Raw genomic sequence first — 20,562 nt, forward strand, 5'->3', positions numbered from 1 at the left:
AATCAGTCTCCTTTTTCTGTATAACTCTGCAAGCAATGTACCAGGCGCAGGAGAACCTGCTTTCTTCATCCGGACAATGCTATAATGGTTAAATCCTCTGCAGCCTGGTGCAGGTTATATAACTTCCTAGCCCTTTACCGCTCCTGCGGCCACGCCCTTTATGATATATTTCTGACAGCTTAAATAAAAAACAATAATAGGGAAAATGGCCAAAACCAGCATCGCCATCATGGCTCCCATATCAATGGAGCCGTATCCGCCCTTTAAGTTCTGAATAACCATTGGTATTGTACCTTTTTCCTGCGGAAGAATCAAGCTTGGAAGTAAATAATCGTTCCAGATCCACATGGCATTTAAGATGGCAACCGTCACTGCCGTTGGCCGTAACATAGGAAACACCACATGAAAATAGGTCTGCATGGGAGAGCAGCCGTCAATCATCGCCGCCTCTTCGATCTCAAGGGGAATGGCCTTCACAAAACCGCAGAATAAAAATACCGCCTGCCCGGCTCCAAAGCCCAGGTAAAGAAGTACCAGGCCGTACATGGAGTTTAGGTATAAATCATTGGCTGTCTTTGACATGGTGAACATGACCATTTGAAATGGCACGATCATGGCAAAAACAAAAACATAGTATAATAGTCCGGTAAATGTGGATTTCACTCTGGTCAGATACCAGGCTGTCATGGATGTGAACAGGATGATCACCGCCACAGAAGCTACCGTAATAAACAGGGATCTGCCAAAGGCCGGAAATAACCCTGTTTTCCGGATGCCTTCCACATAATTGGCTACCCCCACATAAGTCCCTGCCTTTGGAAGCTGGAAGGGTGCATCGCTGATATACAGCTTGCTTTTAAAGGAATTTATGAATACCAGAACAATGGGGAATAAAAACGCAAGAGAGAGGGCGGTAAGCACGGCTGTGAGAATTGCTCCCGTGGTTTTTCCTACCTCCATTTGCTGGATTTCCATGGTTTTTCTCTTTCTGTTCATCAGTTTTCCACCTCCTTACGCCGTGTCAGGGAAAGCTGGGTCAGGGAAATGACCGCAACCATGAGAAAGAACACCGTGGCCTTTGCCTGACCAACCCCTTCCCAGCCCACTCTGCCGTAAAAGGTGCTGTAAATATCAAGGGCGAGCATGCTGGTCTGCCTTCCCGGCCCACCCGCCGTCAATGCCAGGTTCTGGTCAAACAGCTTAAAGGAATTTGTCAGGGTCAGAAACAGACAGATGGTAAAGGACGGCATCACCATGGGAATCATGATCCTCTTTAAGATTTGGAATCTGGTGGCCCCGTCGATCCTGGCGGCTTCAACCAGCTCTCCCGGTACATTCTGAAGACCTGCAATGTAAATAATCATCATATATCCGATGAGCTGCCAGTTCATCAGGATTACCAGACCCCAGAAGCCGTACTTGGCGCTGAAGGAAAGGGTAACTCCGAATTTTGCTAGGATCCCGTTTAACAGAAGCTGCCAGATATAACCAAGCACAATGCCGCCGATTAAGTTTGGCATGAAAAATACGGTCCGGAACAGGTTTGTTCCCTTGATCCCTCTTGTAAGGACATAGGCCAGCAGAAATCCCAGGGTATTAATGGACACCACGGATACAAGGGTGAACTTTACGGTAAATCCCAGGGCATTGATAAAATTCCGGTCCATAAATATTTTTTTATAATTTGAAATCCCCACCCAGGATGCATCCTTTACCGTAGTGAATTCTGTAAAGGATAAATAGATGCCTATGACAAACGGGTACAGAAATGCAATGGTAAATGCGGCCAGTGTGGGAAGTACGAATATTGGAAAGTACCGTTTCATTGACTTTTGCATAGCAGCTCTCCTTCTAAACTCTTTCTCTTTTTGGGCAAAAAATCTTCGATGAGCCTGGGCTGATCAGATTTTCTAGTATAAAAATGGGTGAGGCATCTCCCTCGCGCTCACCCATTTCCGTCTGAAACTATTTTAATTCTTTTATTTTGTCATGGCTTTCTCATTTGCCCAGTCGGCCTTCATATCATCTACAACGGCCTGCCAGTCTTTGCCTCCCTGTGCGTATTCAAGCAGGGATGCTCCAAAGTTATCCTTAAAAGTCTGGCTTGGGAAGGACGTAAAGTTCCAGGATACGGAGTATAAGTCCTTATTATTCATATACCGGTCTATTTCCTTTGCCAGTGGATCGGTTGGCTTTTCATCTGCTGTAAAGGTATCAAAGGGAGCGATAAAGCCCAGTTTGTTGGTGACATAATCCTTTCCTGTTTCGGAAGTAAAGAGCCACTCCAGGAAATCCAATGATGCCTTCTGGTCCTCTTCCTTTGCCTGGCTGTTGATGGAGAAGAAGTTTTCCGTTCCAATGCAAAGCCCCTGCTTTTCCTCACCGCTTACTCCGGTATAGATAGGAAGGAATTTGACATCCTCTTCCTTCACCGTGTTTCCGTCAACGCCGGACACCTGTCCCCAGCCCCAATTTCCGTTCTGTACCATAGCTACCTTACCCAGAGCAAATTCAGCCATGGAATCCTCAACGGTTTTAGCACCTACCATCTTGGGATCGGTACAGGAGTTGTTAATATATAAGTCAAAGATGTTCTTGTAATTGTCCGCATATTTAAAATCAAGGGCATCCTTATCGGATACGTTATCATCCTTATATTCATAGTAAACCGGAAGGTTTGCCAGATGAGTCTGCCATCTCCAATCCTCGCCTGGAGCAAAGGAAGTGGATGCAAATACGCCCTCAATTCCAAGGTCAGCCTTTCTTGCCTGCATATCCTCTGCAACGGCTTTGAGTACAGTAAAATTATTGATCTCATCCATGGATTTTGCCTTTGCGCCGTCAAGAGCAAAATACTTCTTCATGATAGCGTCATTATAAATAATACCATAGCCTTCCACTACGTAAGGAATGCCGTAGACTCCGTCCCCATCTTTCACAGCCAGATCTTTATCAACCAGATGTCCATAGATTGCAGTATCCTTTAAATCCTTGCAGTATTTTGCCCAGGCCTTATAACCGATGGGTCCGTTGATCTGAAACAGTGTGGGGGGTTCTTTTTTTGCAACTTCCGATTTTAAAGTCTGCTCATAGGTTCCTGCCGCTGCTGTCTGCACCTTCATCGGCACACCGGTCTCCTCGGTATACTTGCCTGCAAGCTCCACCCATGTGTCCGCCACCTCCGGCTTAAAATTCAGATAATAAATCTGCCCCTTGGCTTCTGCCGTATCATCTGCCTTTGCTGCAGTGGTTTCCGCTGCCTGTGTTTTCTCCCCTGCCCCAGTTGTTTCCGGGGCCTTATTGGAAGAACAGCCCGCAAGTGTCCCGGCTGCCATAGCCGCAGCCAGAGTAAGTACTGCCAGTTTCCTTAGTTTCATAATATCCTCCTTCCGTGCATGTGCACATTCCGGTTGATGGATGGTCCACTCAACCCCCAATTTTTCCCTGTATGGCTTTCATACAGAAGCTTGCTGCGCCCCTTATTTCCGGGCTTTTTTTCCTGGTCAATGGATTTCTTTGGTTTGGTAACGGTATCGGTAACGTTTCCAATGACCTTATGGCTATAAGATATCACAATGCACAAAAAAATGCAATAGATTTTACCAATCTTTCTTTTTTCGTTAATACAGTGTATTTTTATTGTTCTTTTTGTGCACTTTTCACAATTTTACCTCTCATATCGGTAGTCCCCATCAAATCCAGGCCTAACGTCCGATTTTTTCCATAGTCAGATTTTTGTAAACAAAACCTAGGAAATTTGACCCGGAAAGTTAAGAGAAAAGAAATACAAAATCTTCCATTTTCCTGTAGAATGAAAGGGAAAGAAAAACATCTTTCCACTTTGAAAAGGAGGATTTATTATGAGAAAAATGAATAAGCCACTGGCAGCCATTCTAGCAGCCGCAGCAGTACTTTCCATGACCGCTTGTGCCCAGACAGGGACCGCTTCTGTTCCCGGGACCAATGTGACTACAGTCAGCACAAAGGACACCAATACCATACAGGTAAGCAGCACAGAAGGAATTAAAGTTGTTCCTGATATGGCTCAGATCAATTATGCAGTGCTCACCCAGTCCGGTGACCCCAAATCCTGCCAGGAGAAAAACAGCGCAGATACCAACAATGTCATTTCCTTTTTAAAGAATTCCGGCATTGATGAAAAATCCATTCAGACCTCCAGCTATGGCCTTGAGCCGATGTATGACTGGAACAATACGGGCCAGCAGATCACCGGATATCAGATGCGCACAAGCATCACCTTATCTGACCTTCCCTTAGATCAGGTAAGCTCCCTGCTTTCTTCCAGCATAGATGCAGGCATCAACTCCATTGACAGCGTAAACTACCTTTCCAGCAAATACGATGAAACCTACAGGGAAGCTCTGAAAAAGGCAGTGGATGCGGCCAAAGTCAAAGCAGAGGCGATTGCCTCCGCCAGCGGTGTCACTCTGGATGGGATCGCTCATATTGAAGAGATGAACACCTATCCCAATATCAGGTACTCCTCCTCTGTGGCAAAGGAAGATGCTGCTGCAGGTGCCAAATCCGTAGTTGTGGAGCCAGGCCAGATCGGCGTGGAAGCACAGGTGACCGTTACCTACCGGGTAAAGTAAAATTTAATCCCGGTCTGTGGGGGCTGCCCCAGAATTCGTACCAGAGTAATTTAAAAAATGAGCCTTGAATTGGCACCAGGACCAATTCAAGGCTCATTTTTATCTGGGATTGCTGTATTCTTCTATCGTTTCCTAAGAATTTTCTTAAAAATCTGATCATCTTAGGACGTGATTTCTGTATTAAGAACGTCGGTCCTCCACCTGAACCTCCATCCGGCTGATGGGAATCTCAATTCCTGCCGCTTCAAACTCCAGCTTAACCCTTTCTAAGATTTCCCACCTCACCGGCCAGTAATCATCTATGGAGGTCCAGCCACGGCCGCCGATGGTAACGGAATTTTCCGTTAAGTCACTGACGAAAACATCTATGGGTTCTTCTTTAAGGACCTTCTCCTGACTGTGGAAAATTCGTCCCATGATTTCCTTTGCTTTTTTCAGATCCGAATGGTACCCGATCCCCACCAGAACATCCAGCCGTCTCTTATCCATTGCGGTCACGTTGGTGAGAGGGGAATTAGAAAGGGTTCCGTTGGGAATGACCACCTGCTTATTGTCGCCTGTGTTCAAAACCGTGTACACAAGTCCGATGGAGCGGACCGTACCTTCCCCATCCTTTGATACAATATAATCTCCCACCCGGAAAGGCTTCATAAGAAGGATCAGCACCCCGCCGGCAAAATTAGCAAGGCTTCCCTGAACTGCCAGACCCACGGCAATACTGGCAGATCCCAGAAGGGCTACAATGGAAGCCGAATTCACGCCGATTTGCCCGGCTATCATGAAAGCCAGCAGACAGTACATGGCGGCATTTAACACAGACAGAAGGAACTTTCTTAAGCTGACCTCCATATCTACCCTCTTAAAGGAGCGGTTCAGCATATGATAGATGAGCTTAATGATCCTGGAACCTATGAAAAAAATCACCAGTGCGATCAAAAGCTTTATTCCGAATGCAATCACTTCGGGAGCCCAGCTCCTTAAGGTTTCCATCACTGCATTGTTTCTAAGCTGGTCTAAGTTTTCCTGTACCTCCTGCTGAAGCTCCCCCAAAGTCTCCTCCGGCAGTACATTGGAACCTATATGAAATATCATTTAAAAACCTCCTGATCCATTATCATTTTTACGCCTGATCTTTACTTTCGCCTTTCGCTTTTTTCTTATATGCAGACTTTCCGGCCTTTTTCCCTGCGATTAAGGCGCTCTTTTTCTCAGGGGTACAGGCAAAGACTAAAACGCTTAAGGGGGCAAGGGTGATTTCTATGGAATCAGGCCTTTCGTCCGCCTCTTTTTTCTTAGAAGTCTTTACCCGGGGATTCACGCGGCCCTCCCCGCCGAAGGCCTGATGGTCGCTGTTTAAGATTTCCTTATACTTTCCTTCAAAGGGAACTCCTACCGGGTATTTCTCATGGAGCACAGTATCGAAGTTACAGAGGATGAGAAGGGTTTCTTCCTTTTTCTTTGTTTTTCTTAAAAAGCCTGTGATACTGTCCTTGGAATCCGTACACTCCACCCATTCAAATCCCTCCGGATCATAATCCATCTGATACAGGGCCGGCTGGCTCATATACAGATGGTTTAAGGCCTTTACGAATTCCTTTGTCCGTTTATGAACCGGTTCGGCAAGGATCTCCCAGTCAAGGCTTTTGTTTTCATCCCATTCGCTGACCTGAGCAAAATCCTGTCCCATGAACAGAAGCTTTTTACCGGGATGCCCCATCATGAAGCCATAGGCCGCCCGTAAATTGGACGCCTTTGCTTCCAGGGTATCCCCCGGCATTTTGCCGATCATGGAGCCTTTCCCATGAACCACCTCGTCATGGGAGAATACAAGAATGAAATCTTCACTGTAAGCGTAAAGCATGCTGAAGGTCATCTCTCCATAGTGATGCTTGCGAAAATAAGGGTCGCACTGCATGTAGCCGGTAAAGTCATTCATCCAGCCCATGTTCCATTTATAATCAAAACCAAGGCCATCGTCCTTAACACCAGCCGTGATCCTGGGCCATGCCGTAGATTCCTCCGCAATGAGAACCGCCCCGTCCTTTCTGCTCTTAAATATGGAGTTTAAGTGCTTTAAGAACTCCACGGCTTCCAGGTTCTCATGACCGCCGTAAATATTGGGAATCCATTCTCCAGGTTCTTTTCCGTAATCCAAATACAGCATGGAAGCCACCGCATCCATGCGGATTCCGTCGGCATGATACTTTTCCACCCAAAACAGGGCATTGGCAATGAGAAAATTGCTGACTCCCGGTCTGCCGTAATTATAAATCAAAGTGCCCCAATGAGGATGGGCTCCCTGTCTTGGGTCTTTATGCTCATAAACGCAGGTCCCGTCAAAGCCCGCCAGTCCAAAGCTGTCTCTGGGGAAATGAGCCGGAACCCAGTCTAAGATTACGCCGATTTCCTGCTTATGCATGTAATCCATAAAATACATAAAATCATCAGGCGTTCCATAGCGGCTGGTAGGTGCATAATAACCGGTCACCTGATATCCCCAGGAAGCATCCAGGGGATGCTCCATAATGGGAAGGAGCTCCACATGGGTGTAGCCCATATCCTTCACGTATTCCGCCAGCTTTCCTGCCAACTCACGGTAATTATAGAATTCAGAGCCAACGACCTGGCTACCGTCATCATCAAGCGTTGCTTCCTTCCGAAGCCAGGAGCCTAAGTGAACCTCATAAATGGACATAGGCCTTTGCTTGGTATCAATTCCTGCCCGTTTTTTCATCCATTCCTGGTCACTCCATGAATACCGGTTAATGTCCCAGATCACGGAAGCAGTATCAGGTCGCAGCTCGCTGTAATTGCCATAAGGATCACTTTTTAGCTGAGGCTTCCCGTTTTTATGCTTCAGCTCATACTTATAAATCATCCCTGCCCTTAAGCCGGGAATAAACAATTCAAAAATACCGGAATCCCCCAGCCTCCTCATCTGGTGACGCCTGCCATCCCACAGGTTAAAATCCCCTACCACGCTGACACGCATGGCACATGGTGCCCACACGGAAAAATATACCCCTTCCGCATCGCCGGCAGTCATAGGGTGCGCCCCCATTTTTTCGTAGATACTGTAGTGAATTCCGGATTCAAACTTTTTAAGATCTCCTTCTGTGTAGAAGGGTGGATAGGAATAGGGATCCAGACATTCCTCTGACGTCCCATTGTCATAAGTGATCAGCAGAATATAGGCTGCTGCTGTTTTCCTCGGTATGAGAGCCGCAAAAAATCCAGCTTCATCCGCAAGCTCCATAGGGTATTCCTTACCGCTTTCCTTAAACCGGACAATCACCGATTCTGCCGTAGGAATAAATGCCTGGATAAGCAGTCCCTGCTCTGTGATATGGGGTCCCAGAATGTTGTGGGGATTCGCTGCTTCTGAATATACAATTTCCTCAATGCCGGCCCAATCCATTAAATCATACAATTTTCCATCCATACATAACCCTCCTGCTCCCTCTTTATGAAAATATTTTATCACTCAGGCATGTAATTTTCAAGAGTTTGCCGGGAATTGAAGGTCATTTGGACCTAGCGTAAGCCAGCATTAAATCAACCATCCTGCCATAGCTGTTGACCCCATCGGACTGGCTGTTAAGCTTTAAATAAGTATCATTCATCCGGTTGGATACCTCGGCAGTTTTCCCCTCGTATTTCCCCCAGAATTCATTGTTGTGCCTTAAATCCTCCCATGCCTTTTCACTAAGCTGCCCGCAGATTTCCCAATAAGCTTCCTGATCCGCTTTTGCCAGGGCATTGGTGGCATAGATCCAGCCGGTGAGATATCCGCTGTAGCGGAACCCTTCATTATCAGAGCCAATGCATGCCAGATAACCAATGAAATTAGCCTCATCCTCCCTCATGAATCCTCTTAAGTGAGACAGCTCATGGCATACGGTATGGGGAATGTTGTAATCCGGCATGGACCGGTTATAAGTGGCCTCCACCGTAAAAGGGGAATACTGTCCGCAAAGCTGCTGGACCGAAAAGAAGTAAGACCAAATGAGAGGCTTTGGCTGCGGGTAATAGCCTGCCAGCTCCGGATAAATCTCACCCAGCCCCTTCATGGCCTTCACGCTTTCCTTTCCCAGGCTTTTTCTGTCCGTTTCCCGAAGGATTCCTTCTCCGCACAACTGGTTAACGTCAGCCGTTAGCTGCTGGCAGAGGCTTTTTAACTCATCAAGGGAAGACTTCCTCACCTCCAGCCCGGAATAGCTGGAAAAGGGGTTCCGGTAATAGTTGATCCCGCAGTTAACCGTGAACAGCAAAAAAAGGCCGGTAACAAGAAACACGGCTCTTATAAGAATCCTCTTTCCTTCCCTGTGGTGGATAAACACGTAACAGACGGCATATAAAACAAACAGAAAAGCGGCTGCTTCCACAAGCGCAAAGGAAAAAATCCCTGTCCCCCTTCCCATGCTACCCACCATGACCCGGTAAACCCGTCTGGCATACCAGTCCCCGAATCCCGGAACCTTTCTTGCTAATATCTGAAGCAGCAATGAAACTGCAAACATAATCCCAGAAGCTGCTAAAAGACTTCTGTCAATATTCCGGCTTCTCCCTCCCATGTTCCGGCTCCCCCTGGTGTATTTTTATGATCTGAATTCATAATACCATGGGTTTATGGACAATCCGTAGAGTATTTGTGAATATTTTCTTACCATTTTGTAAAACCCCTTGCGTTATATATCAATCTCATTTAAACTTTGTAAAGGAACCATCAGGAAGAAAGCACCTTGGGGGGATCCCGTTATGTCCGGAAGACGTGGACAAAATTAAGGAAGCACCCTGCGGGTATCCCGTTATGTCCGGAAAACGTGGACAAAATTAAGGAAAAGAAGTGAAATCATATGAAAAGAGACGACAACATGCCAAAGGAACGGGAATCGTTTAACTGGAGAGAAGAAATCATCAGTTGGATCAAGATCATCATTACTGCCGCTGTCATTGCATTTTTGCTCAATAATTTCATCATTGCCAACAGCAGAGTGCCAAGCGGGTCTATGGAACAGACCATTATGACAGGGGACCGGGTCATCGGCTCCAGGCTTTCCTATTATTTTGGCGATCCTGAGCGGGGAGATATAGTCATTTTTCATTTCCCTGATGATCCCACCGGAAAGACCTATTACGTCAAACGGGTCATCGGCCTTCCCGGCGACGTCATCGATATCCGGAACGGAAAGGTTTACTTGAACAATTCTGAAACGCCTCTACAAGAGCCTTATCTTCCGGAGGCAATGGATCCGGAACCTGACGCTCATTACGAAGTGCCGGAAAACTGTTACTTCATGCTTGGAGACAACCGGAATTTTTCCGCAGACGCAAGAAGATGGAAGCACAAATATGTGGAAAAAGACAAAATCATCGCAAAAGTCCTGTTCCGCTATTTCCCTTCCGTTAAAAAAATTGAATAATTGAAAAACGCAGGCCAGGAGCCATACTCCCTGCCTGCGTTTTTATATATCCTCTTACCACTGGTAATATTTGACCAGAGCCTGTGTTCCCTCGTCCCCATGGCCGGAGGCAGCCATGGACTCATACATGGAAAGCACGTGATCCAGCACGCCAAGGCATATCCCTGCGTCTTTAGCCTCTCCTTGTGCAAGCTTCATGTCCTTGATAAAATGCTTGATGAAAAATCCGGGAGCAAAATCTCCGGAAAGGATCCTGGGAGCCATAGCGTTTAACTGGGTACTTCCTGCTGCGCCGGTGGCAATGGAATCCACCATGACCCCAACGTCAAGCCCGTTGGCTTTTGCATAAACCATTGCTTCACATACCCCGGAAATGGCTCCTGCAATGGCTATCTGATTGCACATCTTGGTATGCTGGCCATTGCCGGCTTTCCCTTCATACTGAATGGACTTTCCCATTGCCTCAAAAACGGGAAGGCAACGATCAAAGGCCTCCCGTTCTCCTCCTGCCAGTATGGTAAGGGTCCCTTCCCTTGCCCCGGTATCTCCGCCTGTCACAGGGGCATCCAATGCCGTCAGCCCGGACTTCCCGGCCTCTTGGCTGATCCGCACCGCAAGCTTTGGACTGGTGGTTGTCATGTCAATCAGGCAGGTTCCAGGGTCAGCGTTTGCGATGATTCCATTTTCTCCGAAGTACACCTCTTCCACATCTTCCGGATACCCTACGATGGTGATGACCGCATCCCTGCCTTTGGAGCAGGCCCTTACATCCTCACACCATATGGCTCCCTCTGAAATAACATCCTCTGCCTTGCTTCTTGTTCTGGTATATACTGCCACCTCAAAGCCGGCCTTCATTAAATTGCGTACCATGGATTTTCCCATAATCCCAATACCGATAAATCCGATCTTTTTCATATGTTTTACCCCTTCCCCCAATTTTTACGATCTATTTTCAATATCCATTACCATATCTACCCGGCGCTGGTGTCTTCCGCCTTCGTATTTTGCATCCAGCCATTCTTCTGTGATCATCTTTGCCATTTCCAGGCCAATGACCCTGGCACCAAAGCAAAGAACATTGGAATCATTGTGCATTCTGGAAAGCTTTGCCGTGTAAGGCTCGCTGCACACACATGCCCGGATTCCACGGACCTTGTTGCAGGCAAGGGAGATTCCCACTCCTGTCCCGCAGACAGCGATTCCCAGATCAGCTTCCCCGTCCACAACGGCGCGCCCAACTCTTTCCCCATATTCCGGATAATCACAGCTCTCCGTGGAATTGGTTCCAAAGTCGATTACCTCATATCCCTTGCTCTCTAAAAATTCCTTGATATAATTCTTCATTTCTATGGCCGTATGGTCATTTCCCATTGCAATCTTCATTGTTGTTCTCCTGTCATTTTGTCGTTGCCTGCCGAACATGAAAACATGCAATGCAGGCATATTCCTGGGGTTTAATGCTTGTGCAAAATATATCCGGCATTTAACATATCATAAATGCCGGATTTTATCAAGTTTCTGAACCTTCCCTGCCGTTCCTTGCCCCCTGGCTGCCGTAAAATTCCAGAATCTTATCCATTCTGGAAGCCATATTGGCAAGGAGTAAATCTGCGGTAGTGAGGGCCGCCATGGCTTCCACCACCACCACTGCACGGGGAACCACAATAGGGTCATGGCGGCCCTTGATCCGGATCTCTGTTTCCTCTCCCCGGCGGGTTACGGTTTTCTGAGGCTGAGCCACAGACGGTGTTGGTTTAAATGCGGCACGAAGGACTACCTGGGAACCATCGCTGATTCCTCCAAGAATCCCTCCTGCATGGTTGGCGGTCTTTTCCACGCTCTTATGGATTCCTTTGCAAAAACCGTCGTTGTTCTGGGAGCCCAGAGCGCGGGCGGCCATAAAGCCATCCCCGATTTCAAAGCCTTTGACTGCCCCGATAGACAGGACCGCCTTTGCAAGAGCCGCATCGTATTTATCAAATACCGGGTCTCCGATGCCGGCCGGTACTCCGTCAATGATACATTCCACCACACCTCCCACAGAGTCCAGTTTCTCCATCATCTCTTCTAAGTATTCTTCAGCCAGAGCAGCCGTTTCCTGATCCGGCATGAAAAGGCGGTTTTTCTCACGCTCTTTGATATTAAAATGCTCCTGCTTTGCCTCATAGGGACCAACGGATCTGGTGTAAGCGGTTACGGTAATCCCCAGGCTTTTTAAAAAGCAGGCGGCGACAGCACCGGCTGCCACTCTTCCGATGGTCTCCCTTCCGGAGGAACGGCCGCCGCCCCGGTAATCCCTGATCCCGTACTTTTCATCAAAGGTAAAATCTGCATGGCCCGGACGATAGACCTCCATGATATTTCCGTAATCATGGGAACGCTGGTCCGTGTTCCATACGACCATGGAAATGGGAGTTCCTGTTGTCATCCCCTCAAATACCCCGGACAGGATCTCCACCTGATCGGCTTCCTGTCGCTTAGTCGTAAATTTGCTCTGCCCCGGCTTTCTCCTGTCCAGATATACCTGAATATCCGCCTCCTCCAGTTTCAGCCCCGCCGGACAGCCGTCTACTACTACGCCGATGGCCTTTCCGTGAGATTCCCCCCAGGTTGTCACCTTCCATATAGTTCCCAGTGTTGAGCCTGCCATGTATGTTTCTCCTTTCCTGTCGCCTCCCTCACTTACCGGGCAGAGCCCGCCTCGCATACCCGGGTGTAAGGGCATATCTGCAAGGTATTTACTTTCCTACTTTCACGATCACGCAGCTGTTGGGCTCATTGACCCTGATTTCCTTGCCGTTCATCACAAGCAGCCCTTTTACATAATCAATGGTGAAAAATGTGATGCTGCCTGTATCATGGTTAATGGAAGCGATATGCTTGTCATCCGGGAAAATGCAGATATCCTTAGGATAACCGCCGCTTATGGGAAGACAGCATATAGCCTCTAAAAGCCCGGTATCCTTGTCCCTCACGTAAACGGAAACAGAGTTATCCCCTGCATTGCCGCAGTATAAATACCCTTCATCATTGGACAGGCGCATGGAACATGCCGAAGTAAGCTGGCTGTGCTTTGGGCCCACAGTGGAAATGGTCTGTATCTTCTCGATCTTCGGCTGTCGTTCTCCTGTTTCATAGGTGAACACATCGATCACATTCTTTAACTCGGAAACAAGGTAGAAAAACCTTCCGTCGGAACTGAAACGGAAGCATTTGGGAGCGGATTCCAGATCACAGTGCAGGGCATCCACCAGGATCATTTCCTCGTCCTTTTCATTAAAACGATAGATTTTGATCTGGTCAATTCCTAAATCCGCCACCATAATAAACTTCCCGTCAGGGGTTCTCCTGGAACAGCTGACATGAGGGCGGAAGTTTCTCTCCGCCACGCTGCCAAGGCCCTTGTGGAACACTCCTGTCACGATTTCCCCAACGGAGCCATCCTGATTCAGACGCAGCACCGTGGATTTGCCATCGTGGTATCCTGATACAAAGATATACTTATCTTCCGCATCCGTAGAAAGATGACAGCCTCTCATTCCTTTTATATTGGCTGAGTTAAGTCTTGTGATCGCCCCATTCTCATGAATGCGGAAGGACACGACTCCTTCATCTGCAATGGAGTACAGCGTCTTCCCGTCATTGGCTGCAATTACATAGGAGGAATTATCAACCTCCACCTCACATCTTGGGATAAAACGGCCCTTCTCCACATCCACATCGTATACGGTGATCCCCTTTGCCTGTCCATTGTAGGAATAAGAACCTACATAAGCCATATACTTGCCTTTCATCAAACATTTCCTCCTGATATCTTCCTTGGCATTATTTCAAAAACAGACGTTTCCTGCTTAAGAAAACCAGCCGTTCGACGAGCCGTCAGGCGAATCGAACTTCCTTGCATAACGTAAAACTATCATATCATAAAATTCCCCGTTTGTTAAGGAAAAACTTCCTTAAAAACTATTGACATACAATGAAAAAACAGTATAATGTATCTTGCTGCCTGTTTATCATTACTAAACTTTTTAGTTATATTTATCATCAGTTAGTATAGGTAAACTTTCAGATTATTAAAAACAAAAAGGAGGAGCATATGGATATCGGTGCAAAACTAAAAGAGCTTCGGGTCTTAAAGGGACTTACCCAGGAAGAGCTGGCTGACCGCGCAGAGCTGTCAAAGGGGTTTATCTCCCAGCTGGAAAGGGACTTGACCTCCCCCTCCATTGCTACCCTTTTGGATATATTGCAATGTCTTGGAACCTCAGTGGGCGAGTTCTTCAATGAAAGCCCGGAGGAACAGATCGTATTCGGAAAATCCGATTATTTTGAAAAGCATGATGCAGAGCTTAAGAATGCAATCAAATGGATCATTCCCAATGCACAGAAAAACATGATGGAGCCGATCCTTCTCACCCTGGAGGCCGGCGGAGAGACCTATCCGGATAATCCCCATGAAGGTGAGGAATTCGGCTATGTGCTACAGGGTAATATTTCCATTCATATTGGGAACAAAACATACAAAGCAAAAAAAGGGGAGTCCTTTTACTTTGTATCTGACAAAAAACATTACTTAAGCAGCAAGGCCGGCGCTGCCCTTATCTGGGTCAGTTCCCCGCCGAGCTTTTAACAGGAGGATAAAGGGTTATGGGTCAGCCATTAATTGATTTGCGGAATATTACAAAAAGCTTTGACGGTACCATGGTACTGGATGATTTAAACCTCTCCGTAAAGGAGAACGCATTTGTTACCCTGTTAGGACCCAGCGGATGCGGCAAAACCACAACCCTTCGGATTATCGGAGGCTTTGAAGGCCCTGATCAGGGAAAGGTGATTTTTGACGGGCAGGATATTACCAATCTTCCCCCCAACAAGCGGCAGCTTAACACGGTATTCCAGAAATATGCTTTGTTTAACCACATGTCCATTGCTGATAACATTGCATTCGGACTAAAAATTAAAAATAAGCCAAAAGCTTATATACAGGATAAGATCAAATATGCCTTAAAACTGGTAAATTTAGACGGCTATGAAAACCGCTCCGTAAGCTCCTTAAGCGGCGGCCAGCAGCAGCGGATCGCCATTGCCAGGGCAATCGTAAACGAGCCAAGGGTTCTTCTCCTTGACGAGCCTTTGGGAGCCTTGGACTTAAAGCTCCGCCAGGATATGCAGTATGAGCTGATCCGCCTGAAAAATGAACTGGGCATCACCTTCATCTACGTAACACATGACCAGGAGGAAGCCTTGACAATGTCCGATACCATCGTGGTTATGAATCAGGGGTATATCCAGCAGATGGGTTCTCCGGAAAGCATCTACAATGAACCGGAAAATGCCTTTGTGGCTGACTTTATCGGAGAAAGCAACATTGTGCCCGGAGTTATGGTACGGGATGAGCTGGTGGAAATCTTTAACGCCAAATTTGTCTGTGTGGATAAGGGGTTTGGAATCAATACCCCGGTGGACGTGGTCATACGCCCGGAGGACATCGACCTGGTGGCTCCTGAAGAAGGCACGCTGACCGGGGTTGTAACCCATCTGATCTTTAAAGGCGTACACTATGAAATGGAAGTGACCTCGCCTGACGGCTTTGAATGGCTGGTGCACAGCACGGATCTGTTCCCGGTGGGACAAAAAGTGGGCATCCATGTGGACCCATTTGATATCCAGATCATGAACAAACCTGCTTCTGAGGATGAGGAGGCTGTGGGGATCAATGAGTAAAAAATTATTATCCGGCCCATATATTTTGTGGATGATCGGCTTCATCCTGATCCCCCTGGCGCTGATTGTGTTTTACGGGCTCACAGACCGGTCAGGGGCCTTTACCCTGGCAAATATCCTGTCCGTAACAACATCGGAACATGCAAAGGCCCTTTGGCTTTCCATGGGACTCTCCCTGATCAGCACCATCCTCTGCCTGATCCTAGCCTATCCGCTGGCCATGGTGCTTCGATCCAGGGGCATGGGACAGGGCAGCTTTATTGTTTTTATTTTCATCCTTCCCATGTGGATGAATTTTCTTCTCCGGACCCTGGCATGGCAGACTTTGCTGGAAAAGAACGGCGTCATAAACGGCCTGCTGAACGCCCTCCATTTACCCGGCCAGAATCTGATCAATACACCGGGAGCCATTATCCTTGGCATGGTTTACAACTTTTTGCCGTTTATGGTCCTTCCGATTTATAATGTACTGATGAAAATTGATGACAATGTGATAAACGCCGCCAGGGACTTAGGGGCCAACACGGCCCAGGTCCTGTTCCGTATCCTGCTTCCTTTAAGCATTCCAGGCATTGTTAGCGGAATTACCATGGTTTTTGTTCCGGCTCTTACCACCTTTGTCATCTCAAACCTTTTGGGAGGAAGCAAAATCCTTTTGATCGGCAATGTCATTGAACAGGAGTTTACCAAGGGAAGCAACTGGAATTTAGGCTCCGGCCTATCCCTTGTTCTCATGGTTTTCATTCTGATCAGCATGGCGCTGATAGCCAAATACGATAAGAACGGGGAGGGAACGGCATTCTGATGAACAAAAAGAGCTCTATCAAACGCTTGATCCAGGATTTTTATCTGGTGATCATTATGGTATTTTTATACGCCCCCATTGCCACTATGACGGTGCTGTCCTTTAACAGTTCCAAATCCCGTACCCAGTGGGGCGGCTTTACCACCAGATGGTATGGGGAGCTGTTTTCCAGCAGTACCATTATGGCAGCCCTTTATAATACCCTGCTGATTGCATTCCTGTCATCTCTTATTGCGGTCATCATCGGCACAGCGGCGGCCATTGCCATTAACAGCATGAACCGGATCCCACGGTCCCTTCTCATGGGTGTTACCAACATCCCCATGCTGAACGCGGATATTGTTACCGGAATCTCCCTTATGCTGGCGTTTATTGCCTTTCGTATTTCCCTGGGCTTTCAGACCATACTGATTTCCCATATAACCTTTAATATTCCTTATGTCATTTTAAGCGTCATGCCTAAGCTGAAGCAGACAGATAAAAGCACCTACGAAGCCGCCATGGATCTAGGCGCCACATCGGTCACCGCATTTTTTAAGGTGGTATTCCCGGATATCCTGCCCGGCGTGCTTTCCGGCTTTCTCCTGGCGTTTACCATGTCTCTGGATGATTTTATCATCACCCACTTTACCAGGGGTGCCGGCATTAATACCCTGTCCACCTTAATTTACAGCGAAGTGCGCCGGGGGATCAAGCCCTCCATGTACGCTTTATCAAACATCATCTTTCTAACAGTGCTGGTGCTGCTTCTTATCACCAACTTTGCACCAAAGCGTAAAAAACAATAGGAGAACACTCACATGAAAAAAACTATATTTAAGATCATGGCGGTCAGCGCCCTTCCGCTCCTTTCCATCTTCCTTTTCAGCGGCTGCGGAAAATCCGCTCCCAAGACAGGAAGTGCCGGGGAAGTTTATGTATACAACTGGGGCGAATACATAGACGAATCCGTCATTGAGGAATTTGAAAAAGAGACAGGAATCAAGGTCGTTTATGACATGTTTGAAACCAATGAAGAGATGTATCCCGTCATTGAAGCAGGAGGCGTAAAGTATGACGCCGTATGCCCCTCTGATTATATGATCCAGAAAATGATCGAAAACAACCTTCTGGCAGAAATCAACTTTGACAATGTTCCCAATTTAAAAGAGATCGAACCAAGATACCAGGAAATGTCAAAAAGCTTTGACCCGGAAAACAAATATTCCGTTCCTTACTGCTGGGGAACCGTGGGGATTCTTTATAACACCAGCATGGTGGACCCTAAGGACGCTCCCACCAAATGGTCCGATCTATGGGATGAAAAGTTTAAGAATAATATTCTCATGCAGGACAGCGTCCGCGATGCCTTTATGGTGGCATTAAAATCCCTTGGCTATTCCGCCAACACCACCAATGAGGCAGAGATTCAGGAAGCAAAGGAGCTTCTGATCAAGCAGAAGCCTCTGGTTCAGGCCTATGTCATTGATCAGGTCCGGGATAAAATGATCGGCGGAGAAGCCGCAGTGGGCGTAATCTATTCCGGAGAGATGCTTTACATCCAGAATGAGGTAAAGGATCTTGGCCTTGACTATTCCCTGGAATATGTGATCCCCCAGGAGGGTACCAATCTCTGGCTGGATTCCTGGGTCATTCCTGCCAATGCACCCAACAAGGAAAATGCAGAAAAATGGATTAATTTCCTCTGCCGTCCTGACATTGCCAAAAAGAATTTTGAATACATTACCTATCCAACCCCAAATAAGGGAGCCTTTGATCTGCTGGATCCGGAATTGCAGAATAACAAGGCCGTTTTCCCGGATTCAGATACGTTAAAGAACAGCGAAGTGTATAAGTACCTGGGGGATGAAGTGGATTCCCTTTACAACGAGGCCTGGAAAGAAGTAAAATCCAATTAACCGTCAGAATATAAATTGGATAAAAAAGAGCGGAAAATTCCGCTCTTTTTTATGAAATCTTAGCTTGATTTTAACCGGAATCTTATTCCATAAAAAAGGGAAGGGAAGTCCTTTTACGGCTTCCCTTCCCTTTTTATGACGGCCTTGTTCTGAGACGCAGCCATATTAAAAATTAGTAATCAAAACCTCCACCGTGACCGCATCCCGTTCTTTAAACTGATAGCTGCAGTTAGAATAGGTGTTATTGATATAATGAACCTGGTGCTTCTTGCTCCACTCAATCAATAGATCATTGGACAACCCCTTATGATAAAGGACATTGGACAGGGCAAACCGGGTCCCCTGTTCATGAAGCCGGTCCAAAAGCCCCAGTAGGGCTTTTTCCTCTTCTTCCTTCCAGTCCTTAAATCCCCGGTTCCCATCGTTGTAATTTCCTGTGGAAATCAGGTAAGGCGGATCACAGTAAACCAGGTCTTCCCGTCCCAGTCCCCCATAGTCCAGCTCCATAAAATCCAGGTTGGAAAACTCAATGTTCTTTTCTTGAAGGGCCTGGCAGAACTCCATAAGATTTTTTTCAATGCTGCCGTTAAAGGAGCTTCTGTTCCTCCCAAAGGGGGAATTGAACTCATGGCTGTTGTTAAAACGGATCTGGTGGTTAAAAGCATAACAGGCCAGCACAAACAGCTCTGTCAGATCCTTTGATTGGTTATAATCTGAACGGAGGGCGTAATAGCCCTCCTGGTTTTGCTGGGACAGACCATACTTTAAGATCAGGTCCTGGATCCTTTTCAGAATCTGGTTCCTGTCTGTGGTACGGAACATCTGGTACAGCTCAATCAGATCGTTGATCTGATCATTGCACAGGATCCTTTCGGCTGTTACATTGATCCCTACGTTGAATCCGCCTGCAAAGACATCCACAAAGGTGCGGATATCGCTGGGAAAGGCCTTAAAAATAGGCTCCAGGATCTTATACTTCCCCCCTGTATAGTTTAAAGGACTTTTTATGTACATGGCGGCACCTGCTTTTCCATGTAGAACAGCAGCTCTCTAAGCCGTTCTGTTTCCTTTACCTTCCGGCTCTTGTATCTTCTGTAGGGAATCTCATAGATCCGGAAGGTCTCCGGCTTTCCATACGTTTTCATGGCTTCCTCAATCTCGCCCACCGTCATAAGCCCATCCGTGCTGTAACTTAATATGATATGCGGAAACCGGGCATTCTTAAGAAGTTCTTCAAAGGCCGGAACCGCTTTATTTTTCATGCAGAACTCTGATTTCTGCCCTTCGTCCGGACGCTGCCCTGTAACTCCCCGAACCTGGGGGTAGTCATATCTGGCGGCAGTTTCAAGGACGTGATAATTGGAAAGATACTGGCGGGCATTGTAAGGAGGATCAATATAGAGGATGTCCCCCTGGATCCGTGTTAAAAGATCCCCTCCGTTTTCATTATAACAGCGGTTCTTCTTTCCATTGTGAGTAACAGGAAGGCGGTACAGCTCATACTGTTTGTAGCTGCGCCTCTCCCAGGACTTATGGAATGCGCCGTAGGTTCCGGAAGTATTGGAAACAAAAGGGATACCCTCCACAATACATGCTACCAGATAATAATATTCATCCTCACTTAAAAACCCGGCCGCCTTCCAGTCCTCCACGGTGCACCTGGCATAATCGATGCGCAGGGCATTCTCATCATTTAAATACATGCGGCCGCCCTGGGGCGCATAGGTATTCTGGAAAAAGCGGCGCTCCGCCGGAAGTTCTTCTAAATCCTTTTTTTCTCTGCCGTTAAAAAAATCCACCGGATCCTTGATCCCGGCAGCTTCCTGCAAATGGGCAAACTCCGGCATTCCGTCATTCTCTACGGTAGCCCTTTGCAGCACATAGGAAAAGTACAGCAGGTCATTGGAACTGACCTGGTACCACTGTTTAAAATATCTGGCAACCGCAGCGGTTCCAGAAAATATATCACAAAAGCTTTCCGCTCCCGGCGCCTTTTCATCAATCACTTGCCTGATCTGGTCCAGCAGCAATGTCTTGCTCCCAATAAATCTCATTCTTTTCTTGCTCCCATTTCATTTAGCCTGCCTACCATTATA

At 47.1% G+C, this 20,562-nt stretch carries 19 protein-coding genes; 7 read left to right on the forward strand and 12 right to left on the reverse strand.

All coding sequences use genetic code 11. The features are described 5' to 3' along the window. Positions 1–126: 126 nt before the first annotated feature. The 3 genes from CLOSA_RS19495 to CLOSA_RS19505 form a co-directional block, all read right to left on the reverse strand. Positions 127–996, reverse strand: coding sequence for a carbohydrate ABC transporter permease (locus CLOSA_RS19495; RefSeq protein WP_013274450.1), 870 nt, complete (start codon positions 994–996; stop codon positions 127–129). After that, complete coding sequence (locus tag CLOSA_RS19500; RefSeq protein WP_013274451.1) at positions 996–1,838, reverse strand: carbohydrate ABC transporter permease; 843 nt, start codon at positions 1,836–1,838, stop codon at positions 996–998. Before CLOSA_RS19500 ends, CLOSA_RS19495 begins: the two co-directional genes overlap by 1 nt. 141 nt (positions 1,839–1,979) lie before the next feature. Further along, entirely contained in the window at positions 1,980–3,377 is a 1,398-nt protein-coding gene (locus CLOSA_RS19505; RefSeq protein ID WP_013274452.1) for an ABC transporter substrate-binding protein, read from the reverse strand. Positions 3,378–3,860: 483 nt separating this feature from the next. Here CLOSA_RS19505 and CLOSA_RS19515 point away from each other — a divergent pair, with 483 nt between their 5' ends. Then, positions 3,861–4,613 (forward strand): SIMPL domain-containing protein, encoded by a 753-nt coding sequence (locus CLOSA_RS19515; protein WP_013274453.1) that lies wholly within the window; start codon positions 3,861–3,863, stop codon positions 4,611–4,613. A 180-nt stretch (positions 4,614–4,793) separates the two neighbouring features. Here CLOSA_RS19515 and CLOSA_RS19520 read toward each other — a convergent pair whose 3' ends face one another. From CLOSA_RS19520 to CLOSA_RS19530, 3 genes are all read right to left on the reverse strand, one after another. Beyond that, entirely contained in the window at positions 4,794–5,705 is a 912-nt protein-coding gene (locus tag CLOSA_RS19520; RefSeq protein WP_013274454.1) for a mechanosensitive ion channel family protein, read from the reverse strand. A gap of 28 nt (positions 5,706–5,733) precedes the next feature. Continuing rightward, positions 5,734–8,055, reverse strand: a complete 2,322-nt coding sequence (glgB, locus tag CLOSA_RS19525; protein ID WP_013274455.1) for a 1,4-alpha-glucan branching protein GlgB — start codon at positions 8,053–8,055, stop codon at positions 5,734–5,736. An 82-nt stretch (positions 8,056–8,137) separates the two neighbouring features. Then, positions 8,138–9,187: a DUF3810 domain-containing protein gene (locus tag CLOSA_RS19530; RefSeq protein ID WP_013274456.1), complete on the reverse strand. Its 1,050-nt coding sequence runs from the start codon at positions 9,185–9,187 to the stop codon at positions 8,138–8,140. Positions 9,188–9,469: 282 nt separating this feature from the next. On the opposite strand from CLOSA_RS19530, the gene lepB reads away from it, so the two are divergent. Next, positions 9,470–10,036 (forward strand): signal peptidase I, encoded by a 567-nt coding sequence (gene lepB, locus CLOSA_RS19535; RefSeq protein WP_041708716.1) that lies wholly within the window; start codon positions 9,470–9,472, stop codon positions 10,034–10,036. Positions 10,037–10,090: 54 nt separating this feature from the next. On the opposite strand, the gene CLOSA_RS19540 is transcribed toward lepB, so the two are convergent. The 4 genes from CLOSA_RS19540 to CLOSA_RS19555 all read right to left on the reverse strand — a co-directional run bounded on the left by CLOSA_RS19540 (position 10,091) and on the right by CLOSA_RS19555 (position 13,833). After that, positions 10,091–10,954, reverse strand: coding sequence for an NAD(P)-dependent oxidoreductase (locus tag CLOSA_RS19540; RefSeq protein ID WP_013274458.1), 864 nt, complete (start codon positions 10,952–10,954; stop codon positions 10,091–10,093). Between the two features lie 24 nt (positions 10,955–10,978). Further along, a complete protein-coding gene (rpiB, locus tag CLOSA_RS19545) occupies positions 10,979–11,422 on the reverse strand; it encodes a ribose 5-phosphate isomerase B (protein WP_013274459.1) in 444 nt (147 codons plus the stop codon). A gap of 127 nt (positions 11,423–11,549) precedes the next feature. Then, complete coding sequence (aroC, locus tag CLOSA_RS19550; protein ID WP_013274460.1) at positions 11,550–12,689, reverse strand: chorismate synthase; 1,140 nt, start codon at positions 12,687–12,689, stop codon at positions 11,550–11,552. Between the two features lie 88 nt (positions 12,690–12,777). After that, positions 12,778–13,833: a lactonase family protein gene (locus CLOSA_RS19555; RefSeq protein WP_013274461.1), complete on the reverse strand. Its 1,056-nt coding sequence runs from the start codon at positions 13,831–13,833 to the stop codon at positions 12,778–12,780. 302 nt (positions 13,834–14,135) lie between these two features. Here CLOSA_RS19555 and CLOSA_RS19560 point away from each other — a divergent pair, with 302 nt between their 5' ends. Genes CLOSA_RS19560 through CLOSA_RS19580 form a run of 5 tightly spaced genes read left to right on the forward strand, consistent with a single transcriptional unit; the run spans position 14,136 to position 18,466 of the window. Then, a complete protein-coding gene (locus tag CLOSA_RS19560) occupies positions 14,136–14,669 on the forward strand; it encodes a helix-turn-helix domain-containing protein (RefSeq protein WP_013274462.1) in 534 nt (177 codons plus the stop codon). A gap of 17 nt (positions 14,670–14,686) precedes the next feature. Further along, complete coding sequence (locus tag CLOSA_RS19565) at positions 14,687–15,763, forward strand: ABC transporter ATP-binding protein (RefSeq protein ID WP_013274463.1); 1,077 nt, start codon at positions 14,687–14,689, stop codon at positions 15,761–15,763. Then, a complete protein-coding gene (locus CLOSA_RS19570) occupies positions 15,756–16,568 on the forward strand; it encodes an ABC transporter permease (RefSeq protein ID WP_013274464.1) in 813 nt (270 codons plus the stop codon). The genes CLOSA_RS19565 and CLOSA_RS19570 overlap by 8 nt, the downstream gene beginning before the upstream one ends. Continuing rightward, complete coding sequence (locus tag CLOSA_RS19575) at positions 16,568–17,356, forward strand: ABC transporter permease (RefSeq protein ID WP_013274465.1); 789 nt, start codon at positions 16,568–16,570, stop codon at positions 17,354–17,356. The genes CLOSA_RS19570 and CLOSA_RS19575 overlap by 1 nt, the downstream gene beginning before the upstream one ends. Positions 17,357–17,368: 12 nt before the next feature. After that, a complete protein-coding gene (locus CLOSA_RS19580) occupies positions 17,369–18,466 on the forward strand; it encodes an ABC transporter substrate-binding protein (protein WP_013274466.1) in 1,098 nt (365 codons plus the stop codon). A gap of 165 nt (positions 18,467–18,631) precedes the next feature. Here CLOSA_RS19580 and CLOSA_RS19585 read toward each other — a convergent pair whose 3' ends face one another. Next, positions 18,632–19,480 (reverse strand): DNA adenine methylase, encoded by an 849-nt coding sequence (locus tag CLOSA_RS19585; RefSeq protein WP_013274467.1) that lies wholly within the window; start codon positions 19,478–19,480, stop codon positions 18,632–18,634. Then, positions 19,471–20,520, reverse strand: coding sequence for a DNA adenine methylase (locus CLOSA_RS19590; protein WP_013274468.1), 1,050 nt, complete (start codon positions 20,518–20,520; stop codon positions 19,471–19,473). The genes CLOSA_RS19585 and CLOSA_RS19590 overlap by 10 nt, the downstream gene beginning before the upstream one ends. Positions 20,521–20,562 lie beyond the last annotated feature (42 nt).

Origin of the sequence: [Clostridium] saccharolyticum WM1, assembly GCF_000144625.1 — a bacterium.
Taxonomy (GTDB): domain Bacteria; phylum Bacillota; class Clostridia; order Lachnospirales; family Lachnospiraceae; genus Lacrimispora; species Lacrimispora saccharolytica.